The organism is Pandoraea horticolens, from assembly GCF_902459555.1.
Classification (GTDB): Bacteria; Pseudomonadota; Gammaproteobacteria; order Burkholderiales; family Burkholderiaceae; genus Pandoraea; species Pandoraea horticolens.
On sequence record NZ_CABPSM010000004.1, the window covers coordinates 1 to 16,165 of the forward strand.

The window sequence follows — 16,165 nt, forward strand, 5'->3', positions numbered from 1 at the left end:
GGCCGAATTCCGTCGGGTTAGCGAATGTAATCCAACCACTGGGGCCGTGAATCTCTAGACACCAGTGGTACGAAAAAATCCGTCAGGTCAATAACGCACCCGCGTATAGGCAAGCTCTCGCATGCGTGCACGGAGCTCCGGCCGAGGATCTTTAACGCTTTGGTAATACTGCACGCTGCGTGGTTGCTTGACCAGCCTGCAGGCCCGCCTCATCGTCAATCCGTAGTGGCTTATCACGTAATCCACCACGTCTTTCCTCAGCGCGGGGCGGACCATACATTTTTTGCAGCTACGTCCTGCAGGATGGCCTTGTCCAAGCTCAGTTCGGCGACCAGCTTCTTCAGCCGCGCGTTCTCTTCCTGCAGCTGCTTAAGTTCGCGTACTTGATCAGACTGCATCCCGGCGTATTGCTTCTTCCACCGATAGAGCGTCTGTTCTGAGATACCGACCTGCCGGATCACATCGGCCACCGGCATCCCCAGCTCGGCTTGCCTCAGCACTGCCACAATCTGTTCGATCGAAAAGCGTTTCCGTTTCATGACAAACCACCTCCCGGTTCAGGGTGAAGTTTGCCGCAAAACTCGCGCTCGGATCGGTCCAAGATTCCTAAAGCAGATCACCTCCTTATGAATTCAATCGAGGATTTGTGTGCATCATTCGAAGCTGTCGGTGTTGCACCATCGTCATGATGTGAAATTACCGATAGATCGATATTCATTTCTCGCTTAGCATTTGGTCACGGGGTTAGTGAAGTTCGTGGAGTGAAACAGGTGGTGAATCAAGATTGGGGCAAGCGCCATGCAAAGTGGCGTGCAGGTGTGGCGTACGTCGGTGCCGCTGTCGTTATCTGGGGAATTGGCGGGTGTGCCTGGTTCGGACCGTCTTCGACGCAGGTTTCGACAATAGCTGTGCCGGGGCAGCGAGACGAAATTGCCTCCCTTTCTACCGCAGTAAATTCGGATGGTTTGCCTCCGCATTGGGAGACTTATCTTGTCACCCGCAAAAAGCGGCTCACCAACTACGAACAGACCACTGATGGCGACGGAATTGCCGTAATTCGAGCGACCGTTGACGGATCCGCGTCTGGAATCGCTCAGAAACTGGATGTACCGATGTACCCCGGTGCCAAGTTAACGTGGCGCTGGCGCGCCGACAGCATGCCGATCAGCGCCGACATTCGCACGAAGCGATTCGATGACGCACCTGTACGCATCGCGCTCGCATTCGATGGCGATCCGGCAAAGCTCACCGTACAAGATCATATGCATCGCGAACTAGCCAAGTTGGTGAGTGGCCGGGAGTTGCCGTTTGCCACGCTGATGTATACATGGGGTGACGATAAATTCGCTGCAGATGAGGTCGTCGAAAATCCTTATACCAGCCGTATCCGCTCTGTCGTTGTCGAACGCGGAGACGTCAATCTTGGGAAGTGGAGGACGTATTCCCGCGACGTCGCCAAGGATTATGAGAGAGCGTTTGGCGAGCCTCCGGGACGTCTGATTGGCATTGCCATCATGAGCGATGGCGACAATACGCAATCGAAATTCACCGCCTGGTACGGCGACATCCGCTTGGAGACGGACGGTGTCCCCACGACTACCGCCGCGAAATAGTAGACTTCTCGCGACATCAGAAACAAAAAGGCAGGCTAATTCCATTAGCCTGCCTTTTTGTTGCGACCCGGGCGACTAGATCACGACAGCTTATTGATCTCGCCCAAAATACATTTCAACGAGCTTCACCCAGTAGGTGCCGCCAAGCGGGAGCAGATCGTCGTTGAAGTCGTAGCTGGCGTTGTGCAGATTGCACGGCCCGAGGCCATGCCCCATGTCCCGGTGTGTGCCGTCGCCATTGCCGATGAACACGTACGCGCCAGGTTTCTCGAGGAGCATAAATGAAAAATCCTCCGCGCCCATCGTCGGCTCGACCTTGTCGTTGACGTTCGCGTCGCCGACCACCTCGCGCATGACATCCGCACACAGCGCGGCCATGGCCGGTTCATTGATCGTTGGCGGATAGTTGCGCTGGAATTCGATTTCCGCCGAGCAGCCAAGTCCTTTCGCGACGAATTCGGAAATCTCGCGCAGGCGCGTTTCGATAAGATCCAGCACTTCAATCGAGAACGTGCGAATCGTGCCGCCCAACCATGCCAGATCGGGCACCACATTGGTCGCATCACCGGCGTGAATCTGGGTGATGGACAGCACCGCGGCGTCGATCGGGCGCTTATTTCGGGTAATGATGCTCTGCAAGGCCTGCGCCACCTGAACGGCGGCAATGACCGGGTCGATCCCCGCATTTGGAATGCCTGCGTGGGTACCCTTGCCGCGAATCGTGATCTTGAATTCGTTGCTCGAGGCCATCATCGGGCCCGGCGTCACAGCGAACGTGCCAGTCGGCACGCCCGGCCAGTTGTGCATGCCGAACACGGCCTTCATGGGAAAGCGCTCAAAAAGCCCGTCCTTGATCATCTCGCGAGCACCGCCACCACCTTCTTCGGCCGGTTGGAAAATCAGATATACGGTGCCGTCGAAATTGCGATGCTTCTGAAGATATTGCGCCGCGGCGAGCAGCATGGCTGTATGGCCATCATGACCGCAAGCGTGCATTTTGCCGTCATGCTTTGACGCGTGTTCGAACGTATTGGCTTCGTGAATCGGTAGGGCATCCATATCGGCGCGCAGACCGATAGCACGGTCGCTGCTGCCATTCTTGATAATGCCGACGAGCCCGGTTTTACCGAGCCCCCGGTGGATGGGGATACCCCATTTTGTCAACGTCTCTGCAACGACGTCGGACGTGCGCTTTTCCTCAAAACAAAGTTCGGGATGCGCGTGAATGTCACGTCGGATGGTCTGAATTTCGCCGCGAGCGGCGTCGATTTCTGGAATGAGCTTCATGAGGGGATTCCTGCAGGGCGCAATGGCTCATCTTACCCCTAATGGCCGGGTCTGGCATCTTGGCAGGAAATGCCCGAGCGTGATCTCGGATACGTCTGGAATATGCCGTGAATGCCCGTGTGGCGGGGCGAGGCGTAAATGAACGTAATACAATATCGCCAGCGTCCCACCATTGCTGGACGCAGCCATTCGGTAGAGAGAGGAGTAGATTCATGACGACCAATACCCATGTCGTTCGGGCCGCATGTCCACATGACTGTCCCGATACGTGTGCACTGCACGTAACCGTGGAAAATGGCGTCGCGATCAAGGTCCAGGGGGACCCAGACCATCCGACCACCAATGGCGTCTTGTGCACGAAAGTCTCGCGCTACACAGAACGAACCTATCATCCGGATCGCTTGTTGCACCCGCTCAAACGTGTTGGCCCGAAAGGTAGCGGGCAGTTCGTGCGGGTCAGCTGGGACGAAGCCCTCGACGAGATTGCCGGCAGGTTGAGAGCCATTGCCGCGCGCGACCCCGAAGCCATTCTGCCGTACAGTTATGCGGGTACGATGGGATTCGTTCAGGGCGAATCGATGGCCGCGCGTTTCTTCAACAAACTGGGCGCGTCCGATCTCGATCGCACGATCTGTGCGAGTGCGGGGGCTGCGGGCCTGCGATACACATACGGTGCCTGCGTCGGCATGCATGTCGAGCATTTCGTCGACAGCAAGCTGATTCTTATCTGGGGCAGCAACCCGATTACGTCGAGCGTCCATTTCTGGGCGATTGCGCAGGAAGCGAAGCGGCGCGGCGCGAAGCTGATTGCCATCGATCCCTATCGCTCGCTTACCGCCGAGAAGTGTCATCAGCACATTGCATTGCTGCCAGGCACGGATGCCGCGTTGGCGTTGGGCATGATGCATGTCCTGATCGCCGAGGATCTGGTCGATCACGAATACATTGCGCGGCACACTGTCGGTTACGCCGAACTCAAGGATCGTGTGAGCCGCTATACGCCGGCTCGCGTCGCGGAAATCTGTGGCATCAGCGAAGAGACGATCACGACGTTGGCGCGAGAGTATGCGAGCGCAAAGCCCGCAGCGATCCGGCTGAACTACGGTATGCAGCGTGCCAAAGGCGGTGGTCAGGCGACGCGTGCGGTCGCGTGTCTTCCTGCACTGATTGGCGCCTGGCGCGATCCGGCGGGCGGGGTGCTGATGTCGACGTCCAGTTACGCACCCGTCGATGCGGTGGCCCAAGCACGTCCTGATCTGCGGCCACGGCAGGAAAAGCCCACGCGTGTGGTGAACATGAGTGCAATCGGCGATGCGCTTTGCCACCAGGGCGACGAGTCATTCGGTCCGAAGATCGAGGCGCTGGTGGTCTATAACAGCAACCCGGTTGCCGTGGCTCCCGAATCGAGCAAGGTGGCGGCCGGGTTCGGCCGCGAGGATCTCTTCACGGTGGTGTTGGAGCATTTCCAGACCGATACCGCAGATCACGCGGACTTTGTGTTGCCGGCAACGACGCAGCTCGAGCATCTGGATATTCACAAAGCGTACGGACATACATACTTGCTGGCAAACAATCCGGCGATTGCGCCGCTCGGCGAGGCCAAACCCAACTCGGAGATATTCCGTCTGTTGGCCAAGCGTATGGGGTGGCAGGACGCGTGCTTCTCCGACACCGACGATCAACTTGCGGAACAGTCGATCCGTTGGGGCGATGCTCGTATGGCAAACAGCGACTGGGAAACCCTCAAGCGTGACGGGTGGATTCGCTACGATCTTCCCGAAGCGCCGTTTGCGAACGGGCAGTTCTATACCCCATCGGGGAAATGCGAGCTCTATTCCGAGCGCATGTTGCAGGAAGGCTTTGATCCATTGCCGGACTGGGTGCCGCCATACGAGTCGGTAGCCAGTAACCCCGAGCTCGCGGCGCGCTATCCGTTGGCAATGATCTCTCCGCCGGCTCGTAATTTCCTGAATTCGAGCTTCGTGAACGTTGATAGCCTGCGGGCATCGGTCGGCGAGCCGACGCTGGATATCCATCCGTCGGATGCCGCTGCGCGTGGCATTGCGGACGGCATGGGGGTACGAATTTTCAACGATCGAGGGACGTTGAACGCAAAGGCCTGCGTCACGGAGAAAGCACGTGAGGGCGTCGTCGTCGGGCTGTCCATCTGGTGGAAAAAGCTTGCACCGGACGGCAAAAATGCCAACGAAGTCACGAGCCAGCAACTCACTGACCTCGGCCGGGCACCGACATTCTACGACTGTCTGGTCGACGTCGCGCCGATATAGGCGCGGTCGATTTCAGGCTAACGTCGAGGAGCCCGCGATGCCGATCTTATCTGCGATGGTCACGACGTTTTGCCGTCGCCGGTTGCAGACGCTTGCGGCAATGGCGCTGGGATGCGGCCTGCTGTTTGGTCTCGGGGGATGTAGTCAGGTCGGCTATTACGCACAATCGATCAACGGGCATTTCACGGTATTGCACGAGGCACAGCCCGTGTCCGCTCTACTTGCGGACCCATCGATCGATCCGCGGTTGCGTTCGCGGCTAATCGAAGCGGAGCAAATTCGTAGTTATGCGGTATCGGCGCTCGGCGAGCCGGATAACGGTAGCTATCGCAGTTATGCTGACCTGAAACGTCCGTTCGTCGTCTACAACGTCTTCGCTGCCCCCTCGCTGTCGTTGAAGCTGCGCGAGTCATGCCTGCTGGTCGTTGGATGCGTTGAGTATCGCGGTTACTACTCCCGTGAATCTGCCGAGGCTTACGCGGCCGAGTTGCATCGGGATGGGTGGGAGACGTTCGTTGCAGGAATTCCGGCTTATTCGACGTTGGGCTATTTCGACGATCCGCTGCTGAACACTTTCATCTATCTGCCGCGTGCGGAAGTCGCACGCATGATCTTCCACGAACTCGCCCATCAGGTTTTGTTTGTTCGAGGGGATACCGCGTTCAACGAGTCTTTTGCCGTGGCAGTGGAAACCGTGGGCGTCCAGCGCTGGCTTGCCGCGCACCCTGATGCGGCGATGGAGTATGAACGATACGACGCGCACCGGCGTCAGTTTCGCAAGTTAGTGGACAGCTATAGAAAACGTCTGGAAGCGCTCTATACCGGCCCTGAGACAGATGCCGAGAAGACAGCCGGCAAAGAGGTCATGTTCGCCCGCATGCGTGCCGACTATGAGGCGTTGAAAACGTCCTTGGGGGGATACAAAGGCCTCGATCTTTGGTTCGCGACCGATTTGAACAACGCCAAGATCGGGGCCTTCGCGACATACAACCAATGGGTGCCGGCATTCATGGCGCTGCTTGCGCAAGTCCATGGCGATTTGCCCAAGTTCTACGCTGCCGTCAAAACCATGTCGAAACGGCCAGAACCCGAGCGCAACGAGGCGCTCACCGCTCTGGACAAAACCCCTGAAGCGGCTATGGTGCGAGCCTCGCTGGAAACACCGATGCAGGCGGGACGATAAGTCAATTGCACTGGCCACCGGGTTTTCTCGTCAGATTACAGTTAAGCGCGCGACACGCCGCACCAAACTGAAAACAGTGATTTTCGCGCGTTACCCGATCACCGCCTTCAAGTCTCCCAACAGCATGTAAAGCTGGTGTTGGCGATCTTCCGGAAGCTGCCCCAAGCGCTGCTCGATCCAGGTTTCATGCGCGCGAGCCATATTGGAGAAGGCCTTCTTGCCGCGTGGGGTGAGTTTGATCAGGAAGGCGCGCCGGTCGTTGACGACCGTCTCACGTGTCACCCAGCCTTCTTTCTCCAACTGATCGGTGATCCCTGTGACATTCCCGCCAGTGACCATCATCCGCTTGCTTAACTCGCCCATCTTCAACCCTTCAGGGTGGCGGTCGAGTTGTGCGAGCAAGTCGAAGCGCGGCAGCGTGCAATCGAATTCCTGGCGCAAGCGCGAACGGATATCCGTCTCGATCATGTTGGTGCAGGTGAGCAACCGCAACCAGAGGCGCAGGGCGTCGTGCTCACGATCGTGGGCTCGCGTTTCGAGATCGAGAGAGTCGGAGTCGGCGAGGCTCATGGGCGGAGGAATGAAATTTACAGTATGGAAATTTTAGGTTTGAAATAAACGCTTGGTCAAGATGGGGGCGTTACGAGGTCGCTGAATAGGCCCGCAAGGCTCGAAAATCGAAGATTGGGACAAAAAAAGGGCACCCGAAGGTGCCCTTTCGTCAAACAAAGACTAAGTGACAGAAACTGTCAGCTTAGAACTTGTGACGGATACCAGCCGTGACTGCGAACTGATTCGTGCTGTTCGAGAAGCCCAGACCATTCAACGAAGCGCCACCAGGAGCCTCGTTGTTGGCGTGTTGCCACAGACCAACCAGGTACGTGTCCGTGCGCTTCGACAGGAAGTAGTCGACGCCCAGGTTGACTTGGTGGTACTTCGGCGACACGCTGGCACCTGCACCGCTCAGCGTCGACCACGTGTACGTGTACGAAGCGCCCAGTTGCAGCGCCGGGGTCAGCATGTACTTGGCGTTCAGTTCGGCATTGTCGAACTTCCAGCTGCCGCCACCAATGTATTGGTACACGCTGTGACCGTACACCAGACCCACCGTGGCCGGACCGAAGGCGTACGAACCGCCTGCCGATGCGATCCATGCCTTGTCGCTGCCAACCAAACCGCCAAGCGTCATCGGCGTGGTAGCGTCGCCCGAGTTGTTGATCACGCCGCTAGCATTGCTGGCCGGAGCGCCGATGTACAAGTAGCCAGCGCCGAACGACAGCGGGCCGTTAGCATAGCCAGCGCCGAACGAGTAAGCGCGGTTGTTGGCGAAGCCCGAACCCGTCGAACCATTGTTGGCCGAGTTCGAGAAGCCGTACATACCGCCAGCGCTGAAGCCGCCGTAGTTGACCGACGTGTACTTGACAGCGTTGTTCACACGGAACGAGTTGTTCAAGTTGTCGTTATCGAACGGGTGAGCGCCCGCGAACGTCGACCATTGGCTGCCCGAAGCGTACGGGCCAACGAAGTCAACCACGGAGTCGTACTGACGACCGATGGTCAGCGTACCAGCCGTTGCGCTGCTCAGGCCAACGTAGGCTTGACGACCGAACATGCGGCCGTTTTGGCCCAGCGTGCCGCTGCCCAGGTTGAAGCCGTTTTCCAACACGAAGATCGCCTTCAGGCCACCACCGAGGTCTTCAGCACCCTTCAGGCCCCAACGCGAACCTTGCAGGTTGCCGTTGGCGAACTGGAAGTTCTTGGAGGTGTTACCCGTGCCAGCCAGGTTACCGCCAGTCTTGCTGACATATTGCAGGCCAGCGTCGATGATACCGTACAGGGTCACGCTGCTTTGAGCGTGAGCAGCGCCAGCGAATGCGCCGAGCACACCCAGAGCGAGAAGCGACTTTTTCATTGAGTGATCTCCAAAGGATTGTGAGATTTGTTTAACAAGGTCACTAGTGATAACGTCCTTGCTAATCAACTTCGCGAGAAGTTGGACGTAATGTAACAAATTCAATGTGGGCGGCAAAGGAAAAGGCCGGTTTTACGCGGGTTTGCGGCCCCCTTTGTTTCGTTTACGCAACAGCCCGGAAACCGGCGTCCGGCGGGGATTTCATGCGTTTGTGCCCGCGCAAGGCACGCCGGATAAAGGGGCGTATCATCGGCGGCGGACATGAGTAAATCGTCCTTTATTCCGCATTGTGAAATATTGAGGTGAATTGAAAGTACGATGTTCTCCGACAGTCTGATCTCCGAACTTGACCGCGGCCTGCGAGCGATCGCCGGCATCACCCAGGCCACTCGCCCGACGCCCACAACGGCGTCTGCTTCAAATAGTGATGCCCCGGTTGGCGACGATGCGTTGACGCCGCAGGAGCGTCGGCACGTGGCAGGCCTCATGCGCGTGAATCACGTCGGTGAGGTTTGCGCGCAGGCGCTATATCAGGCACAGAAGCTGGCGACGACGCGCCCAGAGCTGCGGGCCGCCTTCGAGCATGCGGGCAAGGAAGAAGAGGATCACCTCGCGTGGACGGCGCACCGCCTCTCGGAACTGGGTTCGCGTCCCAGCTTGCTCAACCCGCTTTGGTACGCCGGTGCGTTTGCCATTGGCTTTGTCGCTGGCAAATGCGGGGACAAGGTCAGTCTGGGCTTCGTGTCGGAGACCGAGCGTCAGGTGGAGCATCATCTGGAGAGCCACCTGGACGACCTGCCGCCGCACGATCTGCGCTCGCGAGCCATCGTGGACCAGATGCGAATCGACGAAATCGAGCACGGCCAGGCCGCACGCGATGCTGGCGGTATCGAACTGCCGGTGCCGGTGCAGCGTATGATGCGTGCTGCTGCCAAGGTCATGACGACGACCGCCTACTATATATAGAACGTCTGAAACGCCCTCCTCGAAAGACCCCCCACGTACCGATCGATCTTCCTCTGCGCGACGCGTGCCGGCCGGTGATCGCCCAGCTTTGTCACGGCGTGAGCGCGCACTACCCGGTATCGATAGCGCTGGCGGGCCTCCTGCGAGGCGACGCCCAAAGTTTGAGGTTCCACTTTCACTATCGCAGTTATGTCTTTAATTTTCCTGACAAAATTCCGTTTTCCGACTTTAGGAAAGTGAGCTAAGTCATTGTTCTGCCTGACAAATTTGCCCCTAAAAAAGGGCGAAAGGCTTGACCGGCCAAACACTCTCCTCTAAAGTGGGAAATAGTGTGAGAAAGTGTATTTTTGTGTGGCGTAGGGCACAAAATCTTTCTCTTTCGGCATAACGGGCAGGCGGACGAAACCTCACGGGAGCGCACGTGTTTCAGGGAGCCTCGGCACTTTCACTCGATGCGAAGGGACGGATGTCGATTCCGGCCCGGCATCGTGACGTGCTGCAGGGCGACGCTGAAGGCAAGGTGACCATCACCAAGCACCCAGACGGATGTCTGTTGCTGTTTCCGCGTCCCGAATGGGAAATCTTCCGCGGCAAGATCGCCGCACTGCCGATGGACGCGCACTGGTGGCGACGCATCTTCCTGGGCAACGCGGCCGACGTCGAGCTGGATTCGGCAGGACGTGTTCTGGTGGCGCCCGAGTTGCGTGCGGCTGCGGGCATGGATAAGGAAGTCATGCTGCTGGGCATGGGCAGTCACTTTGAACTCTGGGATGCCGCGACGTATGCCGCCAAGGAACAGGCGGCGATGGCGCAGGGCATGCCGGAAGCACTGAAAAACTTCACTTTTTGACAGATCAGGTGGTCCGACGAGCATGGCGCACGCGGTGGAAACGGTAATGCAGCACCGCACGGTCCTGCTAGAGGAGGCCGTGGATGCCTTGCTGTGGCGCGGCGACGGCGTATACGTCGACGGCACGTTCGGCAGAGGCGGGCACAGTCGCAGGATTCTCGAGCGGCTGGGTCCCAAGGGGAGGCTGATCGCATTCGATAAGGATCCCCAAGCGATCGCGGAGGCGGCAAAAATTGCCGATCCGCGATTTTCGATTGAGCACGAGAGCTTCGCGACATTGCGCGAGGCGCTGGCCCGACGCGGTATCGACAAGGTGTCGGGGGTTTTGCTGGACCTGGGCGTGTCGTCGCCGCAGTTTGACGATCCCGCGCGCGGATTCAGTTTCCGTTTCGACGGCCCGCTCGATATGCGCATGGATCCCACGCGCGGCGAGTCGGCTGCCGACTGGCTGGCCCGGGCAACGCTGGAAGAAATGACGGAGGTCATCAAGGACTATGGGGAAGAACGGTTTGCTTTTCAGATTGCAAAGGCGCTTGTTGCTCGCCGGGCAAACGCCGAACACCTCGGTCCACTCGTCAGCACTCGCGAGCTTGCCGCGATCGTGGCGGGCGCCGTCAAGACCCGTGAGAAGGGCAAGGATCCGGCAACACGCACCTTTCAGGCTCTACGGATTCACGTCAATCAAGAGCTTGCGGACTTGCAGATAGCACTCGACGTGGCGGCCGATGTCCTCGAAACGGGAGGCAGACTCGTGGCGATCAGCTTTCATTCACTGGAAGACCGCATCGTGAAGCGCTTCATGCAAGCGCGCACCAGCGCGCCGGTGGTGGATCGCCGCGTGCCTTTGCGTGCCCATGAAATTCCCGAGCCGCCCTTCAAATCCAGCCGCAAGATCAAACCGTCCGCCGAAGAGGTGGAGGCGAACCCGCGTGCGCGCTCGGCGATCATGCGGGTCATGGAGCGGGTGGCAACATGAGCCGGCTCAACGTGCTTCTGCTCGCGCTGCTCATCGGCTGCGCGTTGTCGCTGATCAATGCCCAGTACCGGGCGCGCGGGACGTTTGTCGAACTCAATCGCGAGCAGGCGCTCGAGCATCAACTGCTGCAGGACTGGGATCGTCTCCAGTATGAACAGAGCGCGCAGAGCAAGAGCGCTCGTATCGAAAGCGTGGCGCGCAGCGATCTGAAGATGCAGGCTGTCTCGCCGGGCCGCACGCAATATCTGTCCGCACCCGCCGGTAGCACCGGCGCGATGGTGGATGTGCCGGTGCCGAGCGCGAGCGCCGCGTCGGCCCCAGTGAGCGGAGGCAAGCGATGATTCGCCGCAAAGACGCCAAAGCCAAGACCAAGGATGTGCAGTTCTCTGCCAGCCCGGTCCTGTCCGTGCGTCTGCCGATGTGGCGCTCGAAGATGCTCGTCTTCGTGATCTTTGGCGCGTTTGCGTCGCTGGTCGCGCGTGCCTTCTGGATTCAAGGGCCGGGCAACGCCTTCTATCAACGTCAAGGCGAGAGCCGTTACGAACGCACACTGGAGATGTCCGCCACGCGGGGCAAAGTGTTCGACCGTAACGGACAGGTGCTTGCCACCAGTCTGCCCGTCAAGGCGATCTGGGCCATCCCCGAGGACGTGCCCGACGACGTCTCGGCGCAGCAGATCCGTCAGCTCGCGCGTCTGCTCGAAATGGGTGAGCCGGATTTGCGCCGCAAGCTCAATCAGGAAAAGAGCTTCGTCTATGTGAAGCGTCAGGTGTTGCCGGATGTGGCCAAGCAGGTCGCCGATCTGGACATCCCCGGCATATACCAGCGCAAAGAGTACAAGCGCTTCTATCCGGAAGGCGAGATCGCCGCGCACGTGGTGGGTTTCACGAACGTCGAGGATATCGGGCAGGAAGGCGTCGAACTGTCGATGCAGAAGGATCTGGCCGCGACCCCAGGTAGCCGCCGCGTGATCAAGGATCGCCTGGGGCGCGTTGTCGAAGATATCGACATCCTGGCGCAGCCGCGCGACGGCCGCGACATCACGCTCTCGATCGACAGCAAGATCCAGTTCCTCGCTTACAGCGAACTGAAGGACGCCATCGAGCGTACCGGCGCGAAAGCCGGCAGCGCCGTGGTGCTCGACGTTCGCACGGGCGAGGTGCTCGCGCTCGCAAACCTTCCTACGTATAACCCCAACAACCGCACGAATCTCACGGGCGCGCAGTTGCGCAACCGAGTCATCACCGACACGTTCGAGCCGGGTTCGATCATGAAGCCGATCACCGTTGCGGCTGCCATCGAGAACGGCTATGTGAAGCCGACGTCGACGGTGATGACCACCGGACGGGCCAACTTCTTCGGTGCGACGATCACGGATACGCGCGACTATGGTCTGCTCACCGTGCAAGGCGTCATCCAGCACTCGAGCAACATCGGCACAGCCAAGATCGCGCTGCAGATGAAGTCGCAGGAAATGTGGGACATGTTCACGAGCGTCGGCCTTGGTCAGGCGCCGAAGATCGGTTTCCCCGGCGCCGTGGCCGGGCGTTTGCGTCCGGCCAAGAGCTGGCGTCCGATCGAGCAGGCGACCATGGGCTACGGCTATGGGCTGTCGGCCTCGCTGATTCAGCTTGCCCGCGCCTACACAGTGTTCGCGCACGACGGTGAACTGCTGCCGATCTCCATCTACAAAACGGACGGCAGTGTCGTGAAGGGCACGCCGGTCATCTCGCCGGCGACGGCCCGCGAAGTGCGCAAGATGCTGGAAATGGTGACCTCGCCCGGCGGCACCGCCACGCGTGCCCAGGTGGTCGGCTATCGCGTGGGCGGCAAGACTGGCACGGCCTACAAGCAATCGGGCAAGGGATACGACAAGAGCAAGTACCGCGCGTCGTTCGTCGGCATGGCGCCGATGTCCGAGCCGCGCATCATCGTGGCCGTCACGCTCGATGAGCCGGACCGCGGTTCGCACTTCGGCGGCGTGGCCGCCGGTCCGGCGTTCGCCGCGATTGTGGGCGGTACGTTGCGTGCGTTGAACGTGGTGCCGGATTCGCCGGTGACGAAGCTCGTTGTGAGCGACAAGGTGGAGGAGAGCGAGCCATGGGCACCGTGACCCCGACGCCTCAGAACCTCGCCACGCTCGCCATGATTGCGGACGCCACCGAGCGCGCGACGCTCGCGCAGGCATGGGATTGGCTGCACCGCACGGTGCCGGCTGGCGCAACGCTGCACGCGGATAGCCGCCGCGTGACGCCGGGCGACGTTTTCGTCGCGTACGCCGTGAAGGGCGCGGACAGCCGTGGCTTCATTGCCGACGCCGTCGAACGCGGCGCCGCCGCCGTGCTGTGGCAGAGCGATGGTTTTACCTGGCCGGCGTCGCAGGCGGGTGTGGCAAACGTGCCGGAATTCGGTGTGCCGCGACTCGACCGGCTCGCCGGTCCGTTGGCGGCGCTGTGGTACGGCGAGCCGAGCGTCGGGATGACGATGCTGGGCGTGACCGGGACGAACGGCAAAACGTCGTGCAGCCAGTGGCTCGCGCAACTGCTGTCGAAGGCGGGCACCCGCAGCGCCGTGATCGGCACGCTGGGCAGTGGCTTCCCAGGGCATCTGACGGTGACGGGATTCACTACGCCGGACGCCGTCCAGTTGCAACGCAGCCTCGACGACCTGCGCGCCCAAGGGGCGAAGGCAGTCGCGATGGAAGTGTCGTCGCATGGCCTTTATCAAGGCCGCGTCAACGGCGTGGCATTCGACGTCGCCGTCTTCACCAATCTGACGCAAGACCACCTCGATTACCACGGCACAATGGCCGAGTATGAAGCGGCCAAAACGCGCCTGTTCGACTGGCCGGCCCTGAAGGCCGCCGTCATCAACCGGGACGATGCGATGGGGCAACGCCTGCTCGCGCGTCTGGCGGGGAAGACACCGGTATACGAATATGGCGTGCACGGCGACGCGGTGTCGGCGCACGGTAACCGAGTGCTGCGCGCCGAAGACATTCGCGCGACGACGGTGGGCACGCGCTTCACGCTGCATATCGACGATCACAGCCAGCAGATCACGGTGCCGCTCATCGGTGAGTTCAATGTGAGCAACGCGCTGGCCGTGTTGGGCGCCGCGCTGGCTGCCGGTGTGCCGCAAGACGCGGCCATTGCCGGACTGGCGACGCTCACTCCTGTGTCCGGCCGTATGGAGCAGATCGGACAACCGGGACAACCGTTGGTCGTTATCGACTATGCGCACACGCCCGATGCGCTCGACAAGACGCTCGAAGCGCTGCGCCCGGTGGCGGCAGCGCGCGGCGGCAAGCTGGTCTGCGTGTTCGGTTGCGGTGGCGATCGCGACGCGGGCAAGCGTCCGCAAATGGGCGCGGTGGCCGAACGTCTGGCAGACGCCATTGTGCTCACGAGCGACAACCCCCGCACCGAAGTACCGGCCGACATCATGGTGCAGATCGCCGCTGGGCTTGCGCACCCCGGCGCCGCAAGGCACATCGAAGACCGGGCGAGTGCCATTCTGCAAGCCGTGCGCAGTGCGCAGGCCGCCGATGTGGTGCTCGTTGCGGGCAAGGGACACGAAAGTACACAGGAAATCATGGGTAAGAAGCGGCCGTTCTCCGATCAGGAGCATGCGCGCCTGGCACTCGCCGCGCGTGCCACCACTGTGCGCGGAGGTGGCGAATGACGATGTGGCAACTGAGCGACGCCCAAGCCGCGGTGATCGATTCGCGCCTGATGGGGGCACCGTCGACTGCCTTCACACGCATCGTGACGGACAGCCGTTCGGTGCAGCCGGGCGATCTCTTCGTGGCGATCAAGGGCGAGCGGTTCGACGCGCACGACTTCCTGACCGATGTGGCGCGCGCAGGCGCTGCCGCTGTGGTCGCGTCGCGCGTGCCGGAAGGTTTTGAAGTGCCGGCGCTGATCGTGCCGGATACGCGTATTGCTTTGGGTGACCTGGCCGCCGCATGGCGCCGCCGCTTTGCGATTCCCGTGGTGGCGGTGACGGGCAGCAACGGCAAGACGACGGTCAAGGAAATGATCTCGGCGATCTTCGCCGAGGCGGTGGGGCCAGAGGCGCGTCTCGCGACGGCCGGCAACCTCAACAACGACATCGGCTTGCCGCTCACGCTGTTCCGTCTGACGGACGGCCACAAGCTGGCGGTGCTCGAGCTGGGCATGAATCACCCCGGCGAGACGGCGTATCTCGCGAAGATCGCGCAGCCGACGGTTGCCGTCATCAATAACGCACAGCGCGAGCATCAGGAGTTCATGGTGAGCGTGGCCGCGGTTGCGGAAGAGCATTCGGCCGTGCTGGCGGCGCTGCCCGCCGAGGGTGCGGCAGTGTTCCCGGCCGAGAGCGAATTTGCGCCGATGTGGCGCGAAATCGCGGGCACGCGCCGTGTGCTCGACTTCGCGCTCGACACGCGCGCCGCCGTGTCGGGACGTTACGACATGGCCACGCGTGTGCTACGTGTGGCGTCGCCGGCCGGCGACTTCTCGGTCGCGTTGCCGCTGCTCGGCGAGCACAACGCGCGCAATGCTTTGGCTGCCATTGCGTGTGCCGTGGGCGCGCATGTCGATATTGGTTCGATCGTGCGGGCGCTCGAAGCGTTTTCCGCCGTCAAAGGCCGTCTTCAGATGTCAACGCTCTCGAAGGGACCGCTCGCCGGTGTCACGCTGATCGACGACACCTATAATGCGAACCCCGATTCTGTTCGGGCCGCTATCGACGTACTGGCACAAACGCCGGCGCCGCGTGTTCTGGTGCTGGGCGACATGGGGGAAGTTGGCGACAACGGGCCGGCGTTTCACCGCGAAGTGGGCGAGTATGCCGCGCAGCGCGGTGTCGACCGCTTGCTGGCGATGGGGGAGCAGACGCAAGCCAGCGTTGCCGCTTTCGGCGACGGCGGCGAGCATTTTTCAGACGTGACCGATGTCGCACCGCTCGTGGCCGAGTTGAAAGCCACGTTGAGTGCACCGGCCACGATATTGGTGAAAGGAAGCCGCTTCATGCGGATGGAGCGCGTGCTCGAGCAGTTGCGCGCGACGAGTGAAGGCGGGGGCGTCGATGCCCTCGCCAAGTGATAA

General features: G+C 60.7%; 13 protein-coding genes and 1 pseudogene. 10 read left to right on the plus strand and 4 right to left on the minus strand.

From position 1 onward, the window contains the following. Positions 1–90: 90 nt before the first annotated feature. Positions 91–539 (minus strand): annotated as a pseudogene (locus PHO31112_RS08470) (transposase); the annotation flags it as partial. 231 nt (positions 540–770) lie between these two features. Between PHO31112_RS08470 and PHO31112_RS08475 the strand changes: the two are divergent. Next, positions 771–1,613, plus strand: coding sequence for a DUF3047 domain-containing protein (locus PHO31112_RS08475; RefSeq protein WP_174995622.1), 843 nt, complete (start codon positions 771–773; stop codon positions 1,611–1,613). Between the two features lie 90 nt (positions 1,614–1,703). On the opposite strand, the gene PHO31112_RS08480 is transcribed toward PHO31112_RS08475, so the two are convergent. Further along, the gene (locus tag PHO31112_RS08480; RefSeq protein WP_150620125.1) at positions 1,704–2,900 is read right to left on the minus strand and encodes a M20 aminoacylase family protein; all 1,197 of its coding nucleotides are present in this window, start codon (positions 2,898–2,900) and stop codon (positions 1,704–1,706) included. A 212-nt stretch (positions 2,901–3,112) separates the two neighbouring features. Between PHO31112_RS08480 and PHO31112_RS08485 the strand changes: the two genes are divergently transcribed. Together PHO31112_RS08485 and PHO31112_RS08490 are read left to right on the plus strand one after the other, a co-directional pair. After that, complete coding sequence (locus PHO31112_RS08485) at positions 3,113–5,188, plus strand: molybdopterin-containing oxidoreductase family protein (protein ID WP_150620126.1); 2,076 nt, start codon at positions 3,113–3,115, stop codon at positions 5,186–5,188. Between the two features lie 55 nt (positions 5,189–5,243). Continuing rightward, positions 5,244–6,371, plus strand: coding sequence for an aminopeptidase (locus tag PHO31112_RS08490; RefSeq protein ID WP_150620127.1), 1,128 nt, complete (start codon positions 5,244–5,246; stop codon positions 6,369–6,371). A 90-nt stretch (positions 6,372–6,461) separates the two neighbouring features. Here the strand turns inward: PHO31112_RS08490 and PHO31112_RS08495 are convergent, their stop codons facing one another. Further along, complete coding sequence (locus tag PHO31112_RS08495; RefSeq protein ID WP_174995624.1) at positions 6,462–6,941, minus strand: MarR family winged helix-turn-helix transcriptional regulator; 480 nt, start codon at positions 6,939–6,941, stop codon at positions 6,462–6,464. A gap of 184 nt (positions 6,942–7,125) precedes the next feature. Continuing rightward, positions 7,126–8,283 carry a porin gene (locus tag PHO31112_RS08500; RefSeq protein WP_150620129.1) on the minus strand — a complete coding sequence of 386 codons (1,158 nt, stop codon included), beginning with the start codon at positions 8,281–8,283 and terminating at the stop codon, positions 7,126–7,128. A gap of 318 nt (positions 8,284–8,601) precedes the next feature. Between PHO31112_RS08500 and coq7 the strand changes: the two genes are divergently transcribed. The 7 genes from coq7 (at position 8,602) to PHO31112_RS08535 (ending at position 16,162) form a co-directional block, all read left to right on the plus strand. After that, on the plus strand, positions 8,602–9,249 hold the full coding sequence (gene coq7, locus PHO31112_RS08505) for a 2-polyprenyl-3-methyl-6-methoxy-1,4-benzoquinone monooxygenase (protein ID WP_150620130.1): 648 nt from the start codon (positions 8,602–8,604) through the stop codon (positions 9,247–9,249). A gap of 421 nt (positions 9,250–9,670) precedes the next feature. Further along, a complete protein-coding gene (gene mraZ / locus PHO31112_RS08510; RefSeq protein WP_150620131.1) occupies positions 9,671–10,099 on the plus strand; it encodes a division/cell wall cluster transcriptional repressor MraZ in 429 nt (142 codons plus the stop codon). A 22-nt stretch (positions 10,100–10,121) separates the two neighbouring features. Then, positions 10,122–11,075, plus strand: coding sequence for a 16S rRNA (cytosine(1402)-N(4))-methyltransferase RsmH (gene rsmH / locus PHO31112_RS08515; protein ID WP_150620132.1), 954 nt, complete (start codon positions 10,122–10,124; stop codon positions 11,073–11,075). Next, complete coding sequence (ftsL, locus tag PHO31112_RS08520) at positions 11,072–11,416, plus strand: cell division protein FtsL (protein WP_150620133.1); 345 nt, start codon at positions 11,072–11,074, stop codon at positions 11,414–11,416. The genes rsmH and ftsL overlap by 4 nt, the downstream gene beginning before the upstream one ends. Further along, positions 11,413–13,188: a peptidoglycan D,D-transpeptidase FtsI family protein gene (locus tag PHO31112_RS08525; RefSeq protein ID WP_150620134.1), complete on the plus strand. Its 1,776-nt coding sequence runs from the start codon at positions 11,413–11,415 to the stop codon at positions 13,186–13,188. The genes ftsL and PHO31112_RS08525 overlap by 4 nt, the downstream gene beginning before the upstream one ends. Positions 13,189–13,220: 32 nt before the next feature. Next, positions 13,221–14,759, plus strand: a complete 1,539-nt coding sequence (locus PHO31112_RS08530; protein ID WP_150620367.1) for a UDP-N-acetylmuramoyl-L-alanyl-D-glutamate--2,6-diaminopimelate ligase — start codon at positions 13,221–13,223, stop codon at positions 14,757–14,759. Further along, positions 14,756–16,162, plus strand: a complete 1,407-nt coding sequence (locus PHO31112_RS08535; protein ID WP_150620135.1) for a UDP-N-acetylmuramoyl-tripeptide--D-alanyl-D-alanine ligase — start codon at positions 14,756–14,758, stop codon at positions 16,160–16,162. Before PHO31112_RS08530 ends, PHO31112_RS08535 begins: the two co-directional genes overlap by 4 nt. Positions 16,163–16,165: the final 3 nt, after the last annotated feature.

Excerpts from the sequence above, each read along its gene's own strand:
- PHO31112_RS08495 (WP_174995624.1), bottom strand. The coding sequence starts at position 6,941 with ATGAGCCTCGCCGACTCCGACTCTCTCGATCTCGAAACGCGAGCCCAC.
- PHO31112_RS08500 (WP_150620129.1), bottom strand. The coding sequence starts at position 8,283 with ATGAAAAAGTCGCTTCTCGCTCTGGGTGTGCTCGGCGCATTCGCTGGC.
- PHO31112_RS08485 (WP_150620126.1), top strand. The coding sequence starts at position 3,113 with ATGACGACCAATACCCATGTCGTTCGGGCCGCATGTCCACATGACTGT.
- PHO31112_RS08480 (WP_150620125.1), bottom strand. The coding sequence starts at position 2,900 with ATGAAGCTCATTCCAGAAATCGACGCCGCTCGCGGCGAAATTCAGACC.
- PHO31112_RS08525 (WP_150620134.1), top strand. The coding sequence starts at position 11,413 with ATGATTCGCCGCAAAGACGCCAAAGCCAAGACCAAGGATGTGCAGTTC.
- coq7 (WP_150620130.1), top strand. The coding sequence starts at position 8,602 with ATGTTCTCCGACAGTCTGATCTCCGAACTTGACCGCGGCCTGCGAGCG.
- PHO31112_RS08490 (WP_150620127.1), top strand. The coding sequence starts at position 5,244 with ATGGTCACGACGTTTTGCCGTCGCCGGTTGCAGACGCTTGCGGCAATG.
- PHO31112_RS08530 (WP_150620367.1), top strand. The coding sequence starts at position 13,221 with ATGATTGCGGACGCCACCGAGCGCGCGACGCTCGCGCAGGCATGGGAT.
- PHO31112_RS08535 (WP_150620135.1), top strand. The coding sequence starts at position 14,756 with ATGACGATGTGGCAACTGAGCGACGCCCAAGCCGCGGTGATCGATTCG.
- ftsL (WP_150620133.1), top strand. The coding sequence starts at position 11,072 with ATGAGCCGGCTCAACGTGCTTCTGCTCGCGCTGCTCATCGGCTGCGCG.
- rsmH (WP_150620132.1), top strand. The coding sequence starts at position 10,122 with ATGGCGCACGCGGTGGAAACGGTAATGCAGCACCGCACGGTCCTGCTA.